Origin of the sequence: Methanohalophilus profundi, from assembly GCF_004137855.1 — an archaeon.
Taxonomy (GTDB): domain Archaea; phylum Halobacteriota; class Methanosarcinia; order Methanosarcinales; family Methanosarcinaceae; genus Methanohalophilus; species Methanohalophilus profundi.
In genome coordinates this window covers 258,900-277,253 of record NZ_QBKB01000002.1, presented here as the reverse complement: position 1 = coordinate 277,253, position 18,354 = coordinate 258,900, and the positions used below count along the sequence as shown (strand labels likewise).

General features: G+C 38.2%; 18 protein-coding genes and 2 pseudogenes. 9 read left to right on the top strand and 11 right to left on the bottom strand.

The window, feature by feature from the left end; all coding sequences use genetic code 11:
* Nucleotides 1–11 precede the first annotated feature (11 nt).
* From C9889_RS01435 to C9889_RS11380, 4 genes and pseudogenes are all read left to right on the top strand, one after another.
* Entirely contained in the window at nt 12–2,051 is a 2,040-nt protein-coding gene (locus C9889_RS01435) for a diphthine--ammonia ligase (protein ID WP_225419933.1), read from the top strand.
* Between the two features lie 4 nt (nt 2,052–2,055).
* The gene (locus tag C9889_RS01430) at nt 2,056–2,241 is read left to right on the top strand and encodes a hypothetical protein (protein ID WP_072357808.1); all 186 of its coding nucleotides are present in this window, start codon (nt 2,056–2,058) and stop codon (nt 2,239–2,241) included.
* A gap of 34 nt (nt 2,242–2,275) precedes the next feature.
* Nucleotides 2,276–3,192 (top strand): annotated as a pseudogene (gene pyk / locus C9889_RS10960) (pyruvate kinase); the annotation flags it as partial.
* A gap of 12 nt (nt 3,193–3,204) precedes the next feature.
* Nucleotides 3,205–3,708: a pyruvate kinase alpha/beta domain-containing protein gene (locus C9889_RS11380; protein WP_394342242.1), complete on the top strand. Its 504-nt coding sequence runs from the start codon at nt 3,205–3,207 to the stop codon at nt 3,706–3,708.
* A 2-nt stretch (nt 3,709–3,710) separates the two neighbouring features.
* On the opposite strand, the gene C9889_RS01420 is transcribed toward C9889_RS11380, so the two are convergent.
* The 4 genes and pseudogenes from C9889_RS01420 to C9889_RS01405 form a co-directional block, all read right to left on the bottom strand.
* Nucleotides 3,711–4,787 (bottom strand): (Fe-S)-binding protein, encoded by a 1,077-nt coding sequence (locus C9889_RS01420; protein ID WP_129596629.1) that lies wholly within the window; start codon nt 4,785–4,787, stop codon nt 3,711–3,713.
* Between the two features lie 121 nt (nt 4,788–4,908).
* Nucleotides 4,909–6,030, bottom strand: a complete 1,122-nt coding sequence (gene tnpB / locus C9889_RS01415; RefSeq protein ID WP_129596627.1) for an IS200/IS605 family element RNA-guided endonuclease TnpB — start codon at nt 6,028–6,030, stop codon at nt 4,909–4,911.
* Between the two features lie 321 nt (nt 6,031–6,351).
* The gene (locus tag C9889_RS11375) at nt 6,352–6,609 is read right to left on the bottom strand and encodes a DUF2953 domain-containing protein (RefSeq protein ID WP_164999245.1); all 258 of its coding nucleotides are present in this window, start codon (nt 6,607–6,609) and stop codon (nt 6,352–6,354) included.
* Nucleotides 6,610–7,002: 393 nt separating this feature from the next.
* Nucleotides 7,003–7,328: pseudogene (locus C9889_RS01405) on the bottom strand (GerW family sporulation protein).
* A 305-nt stretch (nt 7,329–7,633) separates the two neighbouring features.
* Here C9889_RS01405 and C9889_RS01400 point away from each other — a divergent pair.
* Nucleotides 7,634–8,191: a flavodoxin family protein gene (locus tag C9889_RS01400; protein WP_129596623.1), complete on the top strand. Its 558-nt coding sequence runs from the start codon at nt 7,634–7,636 to the stop codon at nt 8,189–8,191.
* A 53-nt stretch (nt 8,192–8,244) separates the two neighbouring features.
* Here C9889_RS01400 and C9889_RS01395 read toward each other — a convergent pair whose 3' ends face one another.
* Nucleotides 8,245–8,565 (bottom strand): class I SAM-dependent methyltransferase, encoded by a 321-nt coding sequence (locus C9889_RS01395; protein WP_129596621.1) that lies wholly within the window; start codon nt 8,563–8,565, stop codon nt 8,245–8,247.
* Entirely contained in the window at nt 8,562–8,807 is a 246-nt protein-coding gene (locus C9889_RS01390; RefSeq protein ID WP_129596619.1) for a methyltransferase domain-containing protein, read from the bottom strand. Before C9889_RS01390 ends, C9889_RS01395 begins: the two co-directional genes overlap by 4 nt.
* Nucleotides 8,808–9,230: 423 nt before the next feature.
* On the opposite strand from C9889_RS01390, the gene C9889_RS01385 reads away from it, so the two are divergent.
* On the top strand, nt 9,231–9,461 hold the full coding sequence (locus tag C9889_RS01385) for a GNAT family N-acetyltransferase (RefSeq protein WP_129596617.1): 231 nt from the start codon (nt 9,231–9,233) through the stop codon (nt 9,459–9,461).
* A 62-nt stretch (nt 9,462–9,523) separates the two neighbouring features.
* Here the strand turns inward: C9889_RS01385 and C9889_RS01380 are convergent, their stop codons facing one another.
* Nucleotides 9,524–9,808, bottom strand: coding sequence for a hypothetical protein (locus C9889_RS01380; RefSeq protein WP_129596615.1), 285 nt, complete (start codon nt 9,806–9,808; stop codon nt 9,524–9,526).
* Nucleotides 9,809–10,659: 851 nt separating this feature from the next.
* Between C9889_RS01380 and C9889_RS01375 the strand changes: the two genes are divergently transcribed.
* Complete coding sequence (locus C9889_RS01375; protein ID WP_129596612.1) at nt 10,660–11,010, top strand: hypothetical protein; 351 nt, start codon at nt 10,660–10,662, stop codon at nt 11,008–11,010.
* Between the two features lie 33 nt (nt 11,011–11,043).
* Here C9889_RS01375 and C9889_RS01370 read toward each other — a convergent pair whose 3' ends face one another.
* The gene (locus tag C9889_RS01370) at nt 11,044–13,779 is read right to left on the bottom strand and encodes a PAS domain S-box protein (RefSeq protein WP_129596610.1); all 2,736 of its coding nucleotides are present in this window, start codon (nt 13,777–13,779) and stop codon (nt 11,044–11,046) included.
* Between the two features lie 557 nt (nt 13,780–14,336).
* Here C9889_RS01370 and C9889_RS01365 point away from each other — a divergent pair.
* The gene (locus C9889_RS01365; RefSeq protein WP_129596608.1) at nt 14,337–16,169 is read left to right on the top strand and encodes a PAS domain S-box protein; all 1,833 of its coding nucleotides are present in this window, start codon (nt 14,337–14,339) and stop codon (nt 16,167–16,169) included.
* 25 nt (nt 16,170–16,194) lie between these two features.
* Nucleotides 16,195–16,563: a response regulator gene (locus C9889_RS01360; RefSeq protein WP_129596606.1), complete on the top strand. Its 369-nt coding sequence runs from the start codon at nt 16,195–16,197 to the stop codon at nt 16,561–16,563.
* Nucleotides 16,564–16,755: 192 nt separating this feature from the next.
* Here C9889_RS01360 and C9889_RS01355 read toward each other — a convergent pair whose 3' ends face one another.
* Genes C9889_RS01355 through C9889_RS01350 form a run of 3 tightly spaced genes read right to left on the bottom strand, consistent with a single transcriptional unit; the run spans nt 16,756 to nt 18,202 of the window.
* Complete coding sequence (locus C9889_RS01355; RefSeq protein WP_263853963.1) at nt 16,756–17,577, bottom strand: MFS transporter; 822 nt, start codon at nt 17,575–17,577, stop codon at nt 16,756–16,758.
* Nucleotides 17,567–17,944 (bottom strand): MFS transporter, encoded by a 378-nt coding sequence (locus C9889_RS10690; protein ID WP_263853962.1) that lies wholly within the window; start codon nt 17,942–17,944, stop codon nt 17,567–17,569. The genes C9889_RS01355 and C9889_RS10690 overlap by 11 nt, the downstream gene beginning before the upstream one ends.
* Before the next feature lie 48 nt (nt 17,945–17,992).
* Complete coding sequence (locus C9889_RS01350) at nt 17,993–18,202, bottom strand: hypothetical protein (RefSeq protein WP_191985813.1); 210 nt, start codon at nt 18,200–18,202, stop codon at nt 17,993–17,995.
* Between the last annotated feature and the right edge of the window lie 152 nt (nt 18,203–18,354).

The following is an 18,354-nucleotide window of genomic DNA, read 5'->3' as shown; positions in this document are numbered from 1 at the left end:
TCAACCCCCATATGAGTATTGCAACAAAAAATAACATCATTAATAAAATCGGGAAAGGACAAACTGAAATTATAATGCCCACTGCAAATCATTTATTAATTAAAATACAGGGAAAATGCAATACAAATGGAAATAAAAAATCAGCTATCACGATTGTAGATAGTGGTTTATGTGAAAGTAAATCACATGTTCTTGCAGAGAAACTGGACACTCTCCTGAAAGATGAAAATGGGGAAATGCAAGATCCAGGACTGTATATCGAAGATTTTAAGAGAGACTTAATTGGTGGCCTTGCCTTCATAGCAAGAGGCAATCATTGGATTACCTGTGCAACTGATGTGTTAGGAGTGAAATCTCTCTGGTATTCTACAGAAGATGGTTTTGCGGTTGCATCCGAAAAGAAATATCTTGAAATGACTGGTTACTATAATATTGAAAAAGTTGACCCTCGAAGTACCCTTAGTTATGATACAGAAGAGGGGACATTACATACATACAGTAACTATGAACTAAAACCATCTGTTGAACCTGCAACAAAACAACCTGAGGAAATCATAGAACAATTATATCGGCTGCTTGGGGAATCTGTAAGCAGGTGTCTTCCCCCTTCTAGGATAGGAATTTTGTTTTCCGGAGGTGTGGATTCCACACTTGTAAGCATGCTTTGTAAAAAATATAGCAAGCAAGATATCTGTTGCTATGTAGCAGGACTTGAAAATGAAATCCAGGCACCCGATGTACAGCATGCACGAAAAATAGCAAACAAGCTGGAGTTGCCTCTGAAAGTTATAGAAGTATCTCTTGAGGAGACAGAAGAAATCCTGAAAAAAATCGTTCCCTTGATAGAAACTACAAGTGTACCCATGGTGGGGGTTGCCCTGCCAACCTATATAGCAGCCCGGGCAGCAAAAGAGGATAGGATCAACGTTCTTTTCACGGGTAGCGGGGCAGATGAAATGTTCGGTGGCTATAACAGGCACAAAAAAGCAACTGACCTGAACAATGAATGCCTGAAAGATACATTAAATATCCATGTGGAAGATACCTACAGGGATGGATTGATTGCATCCGAACTGGAGCTGGACTTACGCTCCCCTTTCCTGAACAGGCATGTTGCAGAATACGCTCTGGGAATCCCTGCTACCCTTAAGCTTAATGAAAAAGGCAATAAAATGATACTGCGCCAGGTGGCTGAAAGGGCCGGAATTCCTGCAGAGTTTGCACTCAGGAATAAAAAGGCTGCCCAGTATGGGAGCAAGTTTGACAGGGCTATCGAAAAACTTGCAAAACGAGCTGGTTATAAAAATAAAACGGATTATCTGAAGAACATGGAAAAAAACTACAAACCAAAACTTGGAGTACTGTTCAGTTCGGGAAAAGATTGTCACTTCGCGATGTACAAAATGGAAGAGGCAGGATATCCGATCAAATGCCTGATCACAGTAAAAAGCAAAAATCCGGATTCCTATATGTTCCATACACCCAACATCAATATGGCATCCCTGCAATCCGAAGCCATGGGAATCCCCCTTATTGAACAGGAGACAGCAGGGGAAAAGGAAGTTGAGCTTGATGATTTGAAAAAAGCAATCGAGAAGGCAAAGAAAGAATATGGTATCGAAGGAGTTATAACCGGTGCCCTGTATTCAACTTACCAGAAAGAGCGAATAGAAGGCATCTGTTCAGAACTCGGAATGCATGTGTATTCACCCCTCTGGCATATGGACCAGGAAGAAGAAATGCACAAATTGCTGGAAGGAAAATTTCATTTTCTATTCAGTAGCATCGCAGCTTATGGTTTAAGCAGCAAGTGGCTGGGTAAGGAAATTACCAAAAAAGAGATCGATGAACTGGTAAAACTAAACGATAAAATCGGGCTGAATGTCGCCGGAGAAGGAGGAGAATTTGAAAGTTTCGTTCTTGACTGTCCCCTATACTCCAAAAGAATAGAAATAAAAAAGAGCACGATCATAGATATTGATGAGTATACTGCACGCCTTAATATCGAGGATGCTATACTTGTACAAAAGGACAGGACACAAAGGGAGTGATTATATGCCTACACCATCAAATGAACCAAAATCGATTAAGAAAAAGGAAGAAGAGCCGGAGGAAACTGCTGAAGAGGAAATAGACGACTGGTGTGAACTTGTAAGCGGTGATGAAGAGGAAACAACAGAAGCTGACCGCGAGATGAAAGAATGGTGCAAGAGCACCACATCCAAAAAGGAAGAAGAGTAATTATTGGCTTCCTTACAAACACACGAGTATAAATATGAAATTACCAGATCACCGTACCAAAATTGTATGCACGATTGGCCCGGCTTCCAGTCCTAAACCCGTACTCAGGCAATTGATACTTAAGGGGATGAATGTAGCCAGGATTAATTTTTCTCATGGTGATCTGGAAAAACACAGGGAAGTTATTCACAGGATCCGTAGTTTATCAACTGAACTGGGAGTAACTGTGGCCATTCTTGCCGACCTGCCGGGCCCCAGAATAAGGGTTGGAGACCTGGAAAATGAACCTTTAACTCTTGAAAAGGGAGATACTGTTTATCTTACCCCTCTGGATATAGAAGGTGGGAAAAACATCATACCGGTAAATTACAAAAGGCTTTATGAGAGTGTAAGCCCGGGAAGCAATGTATTTCTCAATGATGGTTTTATCCAGCTTAGATGTCTGGGTAATACCGATAAAGGGGTGGAATGCAAGGTTGAAATCGGGGGTTATCTCACATCCCACAAAGGAGTGAATTTGCCAGGCTCCCGGATCTTTCTGGATGCTGTTACTGATGATGACCTGAGATTCATGAAGTTTGCCCTGGATGAAGGAATAAACATATTCAGTCTCTCGTTTGTAGAAAGTGCATCTGATATTGAAAAGTTGCGAAATTTGCCCAGCAGCATGGTGAGTCTATTTATGTTGTGGCAAAAATAGAAAGGGAAGAAGCTGTACAAAACATAGATGATATTCTTGAGCATACCGATGCCATAATGCTTGCAAGAGGGGATCTGGGAGTGGAAACCCCGATCCAGCAAGTACCGGTTTTGCAAAAAGAGATTATACATAAGGCAAATCTGCGGGGTAAACCTGTCATTACCGCAACACATATGCTTGAGTCAATGACAGAAAATATTCGTCCGACACGTGCAGAGGCCACTGATGTGTCCAATGCAATACTTGACGGAACAGATGCCCTGATGTTATCCGGGGAAACGGCAGTCGGAAAATACCCGATTGAAACTGTGTTAATGATGACTGGAATCGCTTCAAGTACCGAAAAATGGAGGAATGAAACTGGCTGGGGAACTGAATTGCTCACAAAGGGCATCGATGAACTTACCATGTCAGTTAGTGATGTTATTGCCCTGCAGGTTTACCAGGCCATCAAACGTTTGAAAGTAGAGCACACTGTAACACCCACCATTTCCGGCCAGACTCCACGCAGGATTTCCCGATTTAAACCCGATTGCTGGATATTCGCTATGAGTAGAAGACAGGAAATATGTGAAACCCTTGCCCTTTCATATGGGGTTTATCCTATATATTCCCCGAATAAAGGTGGCAGCTGGGAACAAACTGCCTCTACGTTGCTGAAAGGAAATCAGATAGCATCGGTTGGTGATCTTATAGTTTTCACAGAAGGCCAGTCTCCCGGTAAACCGGGAGGGACCAATATGCTGAAAATCTTACAGATTGAATGATTTTAAAGTGTTTGTTCTGCAAGTAACGTAGAGATGTCTTTTATCGCTGGTTTTAGCTCTCCTGAAACACTTTCCAGATGATACTGGCAAAAGGGACAGTAACTTACCAGTGTATTGCCTTCCTGAAGATTTTCAAGGGTTAGATTTGCTATTTTACCGGATATTTCCGGGAAATTAGGTTTGACACCGGCAGGGGCACCACAACAAACCGTACCTTCAAACAGTTCTTCTATGGAATAACCCATCGCTGAAATCAATTGTCTGGGAACATTCTTTTCTTTCCTCATGGGACATGCATCCCTCAGAGAAACCGTACCCGTGGTCTTACGTGGCTGCAGTCTGCCTTTACTGACAAGCTCACTGAAGAGGTCAAGAGAAAATACCACTTCGAATTCCGGTTTTCTGCCTAGTTTTGCATACTCTTTCCCGATAACCTCGTAACATCCCGGACATGAGACTACCAGTTTTTTTATTCCCTGTGATTCGATGTAATCCACATATTTACGTGCATGTTCTGCAGCTTCATCCAGATGGCCGTTGTCAATCAGGAAAAGGCCACAGCATTTTTCCTCTTCAAGTAACATGGGTCTGATATCTGCAGCATTCAGTAATTGTATCGTTGAACGTGCAATCTCCGGCTGAGCAAAGGATACCCAGCAGCCACCCATGTAAGCAATTTCTGACTTTTCAGCGATTTCCAGGTCATTGGTTACCCAGTCAAAACGATGGGAATCATTCATGTGTCCCGGCACATTATTTACAAGAATGTTCTGACAGATCTTTCCGGTTTTCTCCGGTTCCCTGCCCTGCTCTGCGAGCAGTTGTCTTTCCCTCTGAATTATATCGGTGATGGGAATATCGACGGGACATACATCATCACAGGCCCCACAACGTGTCGAAAGATACACATTGTTCATTTCGTCTTCTGTAAGTTCTTTCCCTGCTTCAATACGGTCAAGCAGGGATATTTTAGCCCGGGGTGTGAAAGAATCATTACCCATAACTTTTGTAACGGGACATACATCAAGACATTTGTTACATTCGATACATGAATCTGCAAGTTCCTGTAAATTTATCATAAGCTACCTCTGAATATCTTCTGTTGTGAACTACACCACGCTTACGCATGGTGCTTCCTGTTTCATTCTTTGAACTTATGTTCACAAGTCCACAGGCTCTCCCCGTAGTTCCTACGGTGCTTCAAATACCTATCAAATTCTGTTTATTTAAGGCAAACTTCTTAATGTTGATTGCAGCATTGACATCTCTGTCATGGGATGTACCACAATCAGGACATTGCCATTTACGGTCTGCAAGTGTAATGTTTTTGTTATGATACCCGCATACATTACAGATTTTCGTACTTGGCTCAAACTGTCCGATACGAAGAATTGTTTTTCCGTACCATTCTGCTTTGTATTCGAGTTTAGATACGAAAGAAGACCACGATGCATCGGCTATATGTTGGGCAAGATTGTGGTTTTTGAGCATACCGGACACATTAAGAGTTTCTAATGCTACTGCTTGGTTCTCACTAATGAGCTTTGTCGAAACCTTATGCTGGAAATCGTGTCTTTGGTTGCTTATTTTTTCATGGATTTTGGCTATTTTTTGACGTGCTTTTTTTCTATTTTTTGACCCATTCTGTTTTCGAGAGAGGCGTTTTGATAGAACTTTAAGACGCTTCATTGAGTTTTTAAGGTGTCTTGGATTATCGATTTTCTTACCATTTGACGTGATGGCAAAGTCCTTGATACCTACATCTATACCCACAGTATCGTTTTGTGAAAAATCCGATTTTTTCGGGGTTTCCAGACCATTATCTACAAGAATACTAATGTAGTATTTTCCGGTAGATGTGCGTGATACTGTAGCGGTTTTCAGGTCTCCATCTCCATAGTGGCGGTGTAAAATAGTCTTAACATTTCCTATTTTCGGAAGGTATATCTTATTATTCTCAAAATCAACATTGTAATTCTGAGGAACATTGTATGCCTGTACTGGGTTTTTCTTTGATATAAACTTAGGAAAACTCTTTTTCTCTCTGAAAAATCGTGTAAAGGCATTATCGAGATTGAGAGTAGCACCCTGCAATGACTGAGAATTAACGTCTTTGAGCCATTCGTGCTCTCCGTCTCTCTTTAATATTGTAATCCCTTTGTTCAGGTCAAACCTTGAGATTGATTTTCCATCCTGTTCATAGGATTTGGTTTTCTGTTCTAAAGCCCAATTATAGATGAATCTACATGCACCGAAGTGTTGAAAGAACTTCTCTTCCTGCTCTTTTGTAGGATACATTCTATATTTGTAGGCACTTAACATTCAAATATATATTAAAGTTAACTGTATTTATAGTTTAAGTTAATAAGGTGTGGCATGGAATGATGGATATTTTTGTAGTACCATTGAAAATATTAGCATGGAAACGGCATTAGAATATATACGAAAATCAGGGATAATGGACGCTTACATCCCCTATGTTTCATTTTAAAGAAAGGAAACTCCCATTAAACCTCCGATTTAATGCGATGCTAAAGACATAGGGGTCTTACACTCTGTTTATAAAATCCCTTAATGTCCATTACAAAATAATGTGTCCTGTGGAATGATAAATATGCCGCTTAAATTTTCACATTTAATGGGTTAATATTTATTCCTCAAAGATATCCACAGGTTTTTGATCACAACCTTTCTGGACATGAACCGTAGTATACCCGGTATAAATCTGTACAGCCTGATATGAAAACTTCCAGAGGCATCTATTTCTAAAATTTCATTATTAAAACAGGGAACAATCTGATAATTGCATTGAGGGCAACTGCACTTAACTATTCCAAGAGCCGCATGTAAAAACCCACACAGAATGCCTGTATATGCGGGATCATCAAAACCATATCTCATATCAAGAGAAAGAGAACGAAAATGGATAGCTTTTAAGATGTCTGATACAAACCTGAAGAGGGGATTTTTGATCTCAAAGAAAATAGAAGAGTACGATGAAAGATCATTTACAATAGTTGGATTGTGTTTTACCGAACGTTCTGTTTTAATTTCATCCTCTTGTTGTTCATTTTTTTTATTGCTGGAAGGTTTGATATTTCTGGAGATTCCCAACTAGGTTATTTTCAGGTTTGTTTTGTAACTGTTTTTTTCTAATGTAAACCTGAATGTTACATCAAATGCGACAAAAAAGAATAAAATTGCCACTACCAAAAGCAGCAAAAGTACAGAAAAAATAATCATAGGCCACATAGACCCGGATACTTAAATTGCCCGTCTCCTAATGGAAACAGGTTAATCTTTTTCCTCTTTATCTGACTCTTCTTTTACTTCTTCAGGTCTGTCAGAGGCATGCTTTTTCCCTTTCATTCCTTTGAATTTCCCGATTAGTTCCGGAACTGCTTCAATGACCTTATCAATATCGCCTTTGCCGGATACACGTAACAATTTTACGTCTTCTTCAGATATAACAAGAAATGCAACAGGATCTATTTTGCACCTGCACCGCCGCCGCCACCAAAGCTCGATTCGGTTGCACTTTTACTATCTTCACCGCCACCACTACCAAAGCCAAAGGATACTTTGCTGATGGGTATGATAGTTTTTCCACCTGCTTCCATCGCTTCCCCTACAACGGTTTTCGTACTGACAAGTCTCTCAAGTTCCTCAGAGACCTCTTTCATTACATCTTCTACTCCCATATTGACACTCCCTGATATTTGATATTTTATTGATATAATAAGATGGGTATTGTTATTTAAAAAGATAATCCAGCATTTTCTGGAGATGAAAAACTTATAGTTACATATTAAACAGAAGTATGTGCATGAATAAACACTTAAGTATATAAACACATACTTACACATCACATAATGTTTCTAAAAGAAACTGAAAATAATTATTAAAGCCAGATGGATGTGGAACAATGAAAGTTGTAGGTTTTGTAGGAAGCCCACGTAAAGATGGGAATACAGATGTACTTGTACAGCAAGTCCTTGACGGTGCCTCCAAAAACGGTGCTGATGTAAGGAAATTCAATATCAATGCGATGGATTTTACGGGATGTCAGGCATGTGGCTACTGTAAAGTCCATGAAAGATGCAAACTCGATGATGATATGGAAAAAGCCCTGGATGCGATCATTGATGCTGATGGTATTGTTTTTGGCTCACCCATTTATTTCGGCCAATTTACCGGACAGGCACGCTCATTCATAGACAGGTTCTATTCCCTGATTAACCCGGATTTCTCTCCGCGTATCAATGCCGGTAAAAAACTTGTATTGGTGGGTTCTCAGGGGTTCCCCGAAAAGAATCAGTACAAACCGGTTTTTGAAGAATTTGGAGGGCTGATGAACCAGTTTTTCGGAATGGAAATCAAGAATACATTGCTTGGTGCCGGATACTACGAGCCAGGAGCAGTGAAAGAGAACACTGAATTAATGGGCGAGGCAAAAACTGCCGGAAAAGAAATGCTCGACTGATTCCCGAACATTCCTGCCTGTGTATTTTCATATCACAGGCGTAAATTTACTTTTTACTTACGGAAAACACCGGTATAATGTGGCCACCTGAAATACTCCCCATGCCTGCCGGAAAGTTCTGAAAGACCTGCTTTTTTCATGTGTTCTACTATTTCTACAGGGGACATACCATGATCATGCTTGGTTGGTTCCCTGATGTAAATAAGACCGTTTTTCTTAAGTTTGCCTGCAAGGGAATTTATTATTTCCTGCCTGTTTTTTTCCTCAATATCATGGAGGACAAAATGAATGAAAACGGAATCAAAATAATTATCAGGCAGGTTTGCATCCTCAATTCTTTCACAGACAAACTCAACGTTGGAAAAGTCCTTCATCCGTTTTTTGCTTTCTCCAGCCAGAAAGCAGAGGTGTCAATGCAAACCAGTTTGCCGCTGTCTGAAAGGGCGTTTGCTATATGCTTTGAAGCCGCTCCTCCTCCGCATCCAAAATCCAGAATATTTTCATCGCCTTTCAACTGTAGACCCTGAATATATTGCTTATAGCGGAAACTTCCCAGACGGTTCCAGAGCACTTCCATTCGCAACTTTTCAAAAAAACCAGGGTTATCAAAGCTCATGTGATATAATCAATAATCTGTTTCATTAGTTTTTCGCCAAATTTCAAACATTCAAACATAATTTTCTTTGATATTAGCAACGGTAAAACACATAAGTCTTTGAACCATGTGTATACCCATGCCAGCAAGAATACATGAAATCATAGAATCCAAAAGGCTTGTTATAAGGCCGCTGCAGGAGAAAGATTTTGCTGGTTTTTACAGTTTTATTTCAAATGATGAAGCTACAAAATATTTTTTCTTCAGTCAAAAACCTGCATCCTATAAAGATACTCGCAGGTTTTCCATAAAACGATGGAAAACTACGATGAACCCGATCAGGTCTACGCCTATACTGTTGCAAAAAAGAACAGCGATGAATTTGTTGGTTCTGTTGGAATGCTTCCTGACCCGGATAAAGGAGCTTAGCAGGTTTACTGGTCCATTTTACCAAAACACTGGAACCGGGGATTTGCAACCGAGGCTATCCAGATCTTCTTGCATCACGCTTGCCGCAAACTGGATTGTAAGCAATTCATCGCTTTTTCACATGAGGACAACATTGCTTCCAGGAAAGTTGCAATAAAAATCGGTATGAAAAATGAAGGGCCTACAAATGTAAAGGGGGTTGACCATAAACCCCTGCGCTATACACTGGACAATTGTGAAAATTGAAATTGGACATTCAATCGACCAATTGCCATCAAAAGAACTGATTAACGACCGATTCAAAAAAATTAAGCAGGATTTTGTTTTGTAGACAGGCGATTTAGATCGGCGATTAATTTTTTAGTGTCCACATTCTGCTTGTCTGCGATCTGGCATATTTCATCATATAACAAAGTGAGTTCCAATTCGTATTCCGACTCTCCCTCGACTCTGGACCAATAATCCAAAAATATATCCCTCTCAAATTCGACAAAATTACCATCCATTTTTAAGAAAATTGCCAGTGGATTTGTTTCTACAATCTTCCCAACTTTGCCAGTCTCATTATTCTTATAAAACTCCCCATGTTTCATCTTTGTTCATCTCCAATTCCAACATTTGATTTTCTAATTTATTAAGCATAGCGACAGGTTTTGGATTTAGGGAGTTGTATTTTCAATTTTTATATCCTTGATCTTAACATTAATTGCTCACTGACTCTTAAATAAAAAAAAAGTAGAAATGCATGGTGTAAAGTGTTTTGGCCAGAAGACGAACCTGCAAAAAGGAAATACTTTCAGTTAATCAATTCCATTTTGATATGTCTGGATATGCTAATTGTATCCGAGAATCACTGTGATGGGCAAGACATCGTAAAAAAAGCAGTTTGGTAGTATGGTGGTGGTACGATATGAAAGCTGCTTTTCATCTTGCCCACCATAGTAAATTATGTGAATTATGATATATAACATTTTTTATATGCACGAAGTTATATAGTAAACCTCTTTTGGTAATTTTATAAAACGGGATTACTAGATGAATAATTGTTAGTAAATTTCATAGGAATTAAACCAATAATCTAAAGAAAAGTGAAAGTATTTGGCGAATATTACTGTATTCCTATGAATTATACGATGATTGGAATTACAGAAGAAATAATGTAAAGGCCTCATGGGGTATTTTCCCATGGAATAAATTATAAAGTCTGATCAGTTTAAATAATTAACAATCATATTTTACAATTACATCTTTTTTGTATGCAAAAGTGTATATACACAATACTTGATAATTTTCTTAATTTGAATAAATAAAGAAGACCTATAGAGCCTATATATGTTACATATATAGATACACATCATAATATGTGTACATTTATATAAAATATAAATATAAATATTCTTTATAACATATTCTCAGCTATCGAATTGACTGCAAAAGTGATTGAATGAAAGCCAATTTTATGATTTTTGTGATTATTGTGGCTACAGTAATTATCGTAAGTTCTCATTTATTCATAAATTTTGGCAATAATAAAGATTTTGAAGATGAAAATCCACAAAAAGAACTTAAATATAACTGTAATGAAATCTCAAACTCATTTGATAAAAGCATAATTGCCAATATTATCATGGATAGTATGGGAGAGAAAGAATACATAATTCAAAATAACAAATCAAATTCAACAAATAGCAACTCAAAACAGGAAATGAATTACCAAATAGTGGGTTTGATCTGTCTTTTGTTTATGTCATCTATTGTATTATTTTTGGCATCATGGTATTCGGCAAAACGCTAAAATAGCAATCGTTACCAGAGAAACACTTTTCCATTAAACAAGAGGGACAGTGAACGTAAAGGTACTTCCTTTTCCTATTTCACTTTCGACCCAGACCTCTCCATCATGCATCTCCACGTATTTCTTCACCAGGGAAAGTCCCAGGCCCGTACCACCAAATTTTCTGTTAGCAGATGAATCGACTTGTTCGAAAGGGTCAAAGATGCTCTTGAACTTTCCTTCAGGGATTCCAATGCCTGTATCTGAAACAGAGACATGAAGTTTTTCATCGATAATTTTTGTAGTAACCTGGACTTCACCCTTTTCAGGTGTGAATTTTATTGCGTTGCTAAGCAGGTTATACATGATTTCTTTGAATTTCATCCTGTCAGCCTGCATATCTGGATATTCATGCTTAAAACTGACATGTAAATCAATTGCTTTCTTTTTTGCCATAGGGCTCACAAGCGTAATTGTACCATCGATTATTTCTTCAATATTTACAGATTCAGGCACATAATCCATATTACCAGATTCGACTTTTGAAATGTCAAGAATATCGTTAATCAACTCTAACAAATAGTCTCCACTTTTTAGAACATTAGATACATATTTGATTTCTTTATCGTCCAGATGATTGGAGGCATTCTCTTCCAGCACCTGAGAAAACCCGATAACTGAGTTTAGAGGTGTACGCAATTCATGACTCATATTGGCAAGAAATTCCGATTTGGTACGATTGGCTTCTTCAGCCACAAGTTTGCCTTCAAGTAAAGATTCTTTTGCAGTTTGTCGGAGTGCTTCCAGTTCCAGATTATAAAGTGAAAAGGAAATGTCATCAACAACTTCCCTGGATAGATCAATAATCTCTTCATCACTTACATAATCTTCAGGTATTGTTAGTGCAATTGTACCGTATACCTTATTGCCATACTCAATTTTTGATACAAAGACATCTTCCCTTCCATATTCATTATGCAATGGGCATCCACTACATTCTTTTTCGGGATTTTCTATGATTATATAATCACTGGCCTCTAAAGCACATTGAGCACAATGTGGCATATTCGTTTTGGTATATTCAAGGAAATCATCAAATTTATTGCTGTAACCACTTTCAGTAATCATATTAATTTTATTGTTTTCATCAAAAATGCCTATCCAGGCGGCAGCATAAGTATTATATTTGGTTAAGTTGTCACAAATTTTCTGTAATAAGTCATAAGAATTGCTTTCTTTGACAATTATCTGATTCACATCACGTATGCAACGCAATGTATCGGTGAGATAGTCTAGTCTTTGCAAATTTTTCTGATGTTGAGTTATGTCTTCAACAAACCCAATTATCCTGTTTTCGGATAAAGCAGCAGCTGTAACCCTCCACCATCTTTTATCCCCATCTTTAGTCAAATATGGGATTTCAATATCTGCTTTTCCTTTATTTTTTACATCTTCAAATTTATTAATTACATATTTATGAACATCAGGTGGCAGTAGATCCAGTAGGTGCATTCCAATTAATTCGTTCTTTGAATAACCTGTAATATCACAGGCAGCATTGTTGACATCTATATAGTAACCATTCTCATCAGCAACAAAAATGCCATCTGGAGCGTTGTTTATATAGCTTCTGAATTTGGCTTCACTTTCACGCAATTTGTATTCTTTATCTTTCATTTCAGTGATATCAATAGCTGTAGCAGCAATAAACTGAGGATTCTGTAGTTCATCTTCTATAATTATACCAGTCATCAACATTGGAAAAGTTGTGCCATTTCTGTGAGTATGCCAGACTTCAACATTGGTATAGTAGCCATCTTCCAATAATGATTTATTAATACTGCTTACATCTGTCATCTGTTCTTCATTATGAAAAATAGACAAATTTTGCCCGATTAGTTCGTCAGGTTCAAACCCATGGTTTTTTGCAAAACAATCGTTTACATACTTGATATTTCCATCAAGATCAGTAATTGCATTTCCAGAATTTGCATTATCAAAAATGGTTTTGAACAACTTTATTTTCTCTTCATGTTTTTTCTGTTTGGTAATATCTTGAACGTGGACCAAATAACCAGTCATACACAATGCAGATATTTTCACATTTACATAGATAGTACCTGAACGACTTGTATTATACAAGTCTAGTTTTTTGACCAGTTCAAAATCAAAAGTGTTTTCATACTCAACCGTTTCACCTGCAAGCAACTGTTCTCTTGCATCAGCAGGTAAATTGGGGTCATCAAAAAGATTGAAACTTTGTACCTCTGCAACATCAGATATACCAAAAAGTTTTAAGTAGGAAGTATTGGCATCGGTTAAGTGTCCTTCAGAATTGTAAATTTCAATGGGTATAGGAGATTCTGAAAAGATGTCCCTGAATTTATCTTTACTTCTTATTGTTTCTTCTTCAGCAAGTTTGCGCCCAGTTATATCTATGTGCTGCAGCAGGACATTTGTGGGTGATTCTTTTGAAAGAGGTGTCACTTTCAGTAAAAACCAGCGTCTTTCACCTGGACTGTGACAGGGATACTCGATTTTGAATATTGACTTTTTTCCAGATATTACCTCCCTGATTCCTTCTGATGCAATAGAAGCTTCATTAGAATTTTGGCCTCTTGCTTCATCACATACTTTAAGGTAATTAGTTCCTTCATCGCATTCATCTGGATTCAAGCCATTATCTTGGGCAAACTGTTTCCAGTTTTTATTAGTATAAGAAATGACTCCGTCTGGAGAAAGTATTGCAATAGTATCTTCCCATAAATCAAATAATTCAGCACCAATCATCAAATCATGCTCAACAAAATATTAAAATGATACACTAGTAATTATATTTAGAAACTATCCTATTTAAGATATTGCACTAGTCCTTATATTAATATTTCTCATAGAAAAATTGATGAAATTAATGCTGACAATTTAATCCTATAAATGGTTAATAAGTGTGATCAAATAAAGGCAAATGTAAATGCATTTTCCTCAGATATGGAGAAACATCCTATAATGATCCTGAATCTTTAGAAACAGCCATAATGACATATTTGATCTAATTCTTTTAGATATACAAATACTTTGGATAAGATTGAATTATTAGAGAAACTGATAAAATTTAGAAAATATACGTAATTAAAGTTGGCAATGCATCATAAACTCTAATGTGCTGACCTGTATCGGTATCATATACATCAGAAATTATTCAAATCGAAATGTTTATAATATATACAGTCTTAAAGAAATAAAGGTTATAGAAGTATAATTATTTTGCACAGTAATACTGATAAGCGTTTGTTGTTGCTATAAGCCACATAATCAGTGTTATGTTGTCATAACAGAAAGTGGTATATATGGATGATTTGATACAAATTGTAGAGGAAGGAATCTGTTTTCACGAAATGATATATGATGAAGAAGGTCTTCCTGAAGATTATATTATCACTGGTTTGAATCCCGCTTATGAAAAGATACTGGGTTTAAGTAAGGAAAATGTAATTGGTAAACGTGCTTCAGACATATATGGATGCGAAAAACCTCCTTATATTGATGTATATTCTCAAGTTGCAAAAACTGGTAGAGCAACTAAATTTGAAACTTATTTCCCACCAATGAATAAACATTTTACTATATCTGTAGCCTCTTCCCAAAAAGGTAAATTTACAACTATTTTCAGTGATATTACTGATATGAAAAAGACACAAAAACAACTTGAGGAAATAAAAGAACGGCTTGAATTAGCCATGGATTCAGCAGACCATGGTTTTTGGGATTGGAACCTGGATACAGATGAAATATATTTCAGTCCAAGATATTACACTATGCTGGGATATGAACCTGGAGAACTTCCCATGAATCGAGATACGTGGGCCGGTTTGATGCATCCCGAGGATAAAAAAAGCGTTCTTCCGCGTATTCAGAAATGTGTTGAGAATGCCCAACCCTATGAGGAAGAGTTTCGCCTGAAATGTAAGGACGGGACATGGAAATGGATCTCTGGAAAAGGCAAGACGTTTGAAGTTGACAAAAAAGGTATTCCTCATCGAGCTCTTGGTGTACATGAAGATATAGATCAACGCAAAAAAATATATGACAGAACAAAGAGGCAAAGAAGAGAACTCATTCAATTTTATAACAATTTAAACGATTTTGTGTTTATTTTGGATATGAATGGGAATATCATTGCTACAAATAAAAAGGTTGAATTGAAATTAGGATATACATCTGATGAATTGAAATCAATGTATATTCTTGATGTACATCCTCCTGAAAGAAGAGATGAAGCCCATACCATTGTTGAGGCTATGATAAAAGGTCAAAAGGATTCATGTCATGTACCTCTTATTGATTGCAAGGGAAATATAATACCTGTCGAAACTAAAATAACACATGGTACATGGGAAGGAAAGAATGTTATATTTGGTGTCTCGCGAGATATTAGTGAACAGAAGAAATTTGAAGACGCAATTATCAAAGCAAAACTTTCAGCGCAGGAAGCAAATCGTACCAAATCTGAATTCCTTGCAAATATGAGTCATGAATTGCGTACACCTCTTAATTCCATAATTGGTTTTTCTCAGGTTTTGAGTGGAGAACAATTTGGAGAACTAAATGAAAAGCAGCACAAGTATATTTCAAATGTAGAAAATAGTGGAGAACACTTACTGGAATTAATTAATGGTGTTCTTGATCTATCAAGAGTTGAATCAGGTAAAATCGAACTGGAACCTGAAATGACTAATGTGTCTGCATTGATAAAAGAGACGAGTATTTTTGTCAAGCAGCTGGCAAAGGAAAAGAATATCCATCTTGAAATTGATATTTCACCTGATAGTTTTGAAATGTGTATCGATAAAATAAAACTAAAAGCAATTATCTACAATTTACTTAGCAATGCGATAAAGTATACTCCAGCAAATGGAAATGTATGGCTAAAGGGATCCTTTGATGATAAAGAATTGTATGTATCTGTTATTGATGATGGAATTGGTATAAACCCAGAATTACAAGAAGAAATTTTTGACCCTTTCATACAGGCAGGTTCGTTTTCTAATAAAGAGTATGAAGGAACAGGATTGGGTCTTGCTCTGGTGAAGAAGTACGTGGAGATGCATGATGGAGAGATCTGGATTGAGAGTGAAGTTGGAAAGGGAAGTACCTTTACGTTCACTGTCCCGTTGAAATAACACAAACTTATAGGATGTGAAGTAAATGACAAAAGTACTGGTTGTTGAAGATAATCCAATGAATATGGAACTTACTGTAGACCTTCTTGAATCATATGGTTATGAAGTCGAACAGGCTGAAGATGGATCAGAAGCTCTTGATATCGTTAATGAAAACAGTAATTTTGATTTGATCTTGCTGGATATACAGTTGCCCAAAATGGACGGAATTGAAGTTTTAAACCATCTCAAAAAATCGGAGAATTCAAAAAACATACCTGTAGTAGCACTTACAGCACATGCAATGAGAGGAGATGAGAACAAATTCATCAATGCCGGTTGTGTTGGGTATATTTCTAAACCAATTGACATACATGAGTTTAAGAAGACAGTAACATATTACGTAGATTCCTGAAAGCAATGAAAAAAGATAAAAACCTGACATAGAGGAGATTACCATCTTTTCCAAATTAGGATATCTTCTCCTGATGTAAGGGAAGCAACATATATATTACTTTACCTGGAAAAACAAAGCAAAATTGTATCATTATGATTCAAAAAGCACACATATGTTTGCTTTCAAGTTCACATTAACTTCACCAGCCCTTCACTCCCACTTCTCCCTCAATCCCACCGCCAGCACGAACGCCGCCGTCACAAGCACTGCCAGCACCAGCAGCGAGGCACGTGCACCGTACTGGTCCAGCATCAAACCTGCAATCACCGGACCCAGCGCTGCACCGAGCCAGCGAATCATATTGAACGTACTCATCGTGGTTCCCAGTATGCTTGAATCGGTACGTACAACCTCGTCTACGAGGATGGTTGAGGTAAGTGTTACAACCGGACTGAAACACAAGCCCACCAGGGCAAAATTCAGGGCGATTGACAGCGGGCCCACTGGCATCCTGCAGAACAGGATTAAAGCGACCGCTGCCACAAATGTGACTGCGACCAGAGGTTTTTTCCGGCCGATTGTATCGGAGCATTTGCCACAACCTGAAGCACTTATCGAACTGACCGCTGCAAACGGTACGAACAATAAACCGGTAGTTGATGTAGATATACCCTGGTCCTGGGCGAAGAAGGGCAGTACGTAGGTGGCACCGATGGAAGCCATGTTGCAGAACATAGCTATAAAGGTCACATATACGATGGTGCGGGTCTTGAAAAGATTGAGGGACAGGCTCATAAGTTTCAGGAAATGGGTGCTTTCCCGATATTTAGGAGCAGTCTCTTCCAGCAGGAAAAAGACAGCACATACAAGAAAAACAATCAATGAAAGTGCCCTGAAGACAAGTCGCCATCCGTATTCTCCTCCCAGTGTACCCCCGGCTATATATCCGGAAATCGTACCCAATCCCACAGCAATGGCTATTATACCCATTGCCCTTCCCCTCTCCTTTAATTCATAAAGGTCACCAATCATCGTGAACGAGGTCGAAAAAAAAGATTGCAGCCCCAATTCCTGAAATAGCACGTGCCCCCAGGAGGCTGAGAAGGGAATCAGCAAAGGAAGTCACAAATAATCCGCTGGAAAAAATGAATATACCGCCGATTATCATGGGCTTTCTTCCCAACCTGTCTGACATCATGCCAAAGGGAATCTGGAAAAATGCCATACATATCATGAAAATTCCCGCCACCCAACCTAGGTTTGAGCGGGAGATGTTTAGTTCTGCAGCTATGGGTGGCAGCAGGGGAATAAAAGATAAAAGGGCCAGGAAAACACAGAAGGTCCCCAGGAATAAAAGGGTAAGTTGTCTGGATGGGTGCTTTCCTGATAGAATTCTCATTTTTTTCTCTCTTTATTTACCCGTAACTGGAAGCTAAATACAGGCACTTCATGAATGGACCACTGCAGAGCTCTTTGTATCAAAAGGATTGGTTCGCATTGCCAGAGAAAAGATTAGGTGTTTGTGCTTTAAATACTTCATGTAAGCCAGCCATTCTATAACAAGCCTGCTATAAGCCCTTTTTATATCCAGGGCCAGATGATCAAAATCCGACTCCGGAAGATCTCCCAGATCCGCACGACTAACCAGTTCCTCCATCAGGTGAAGACCGCACGCAATAGACCCGTAAAGGATTCATGTTCAACTCGTAAAACAGGAGTCCCCTTCCGNTTTTCAACTCGTAAAACAGGAGTCCCCTTCCGTGAGGTAGGGGAGGAATGCGTCCAACAATTCACAGTAAAGCATTTATA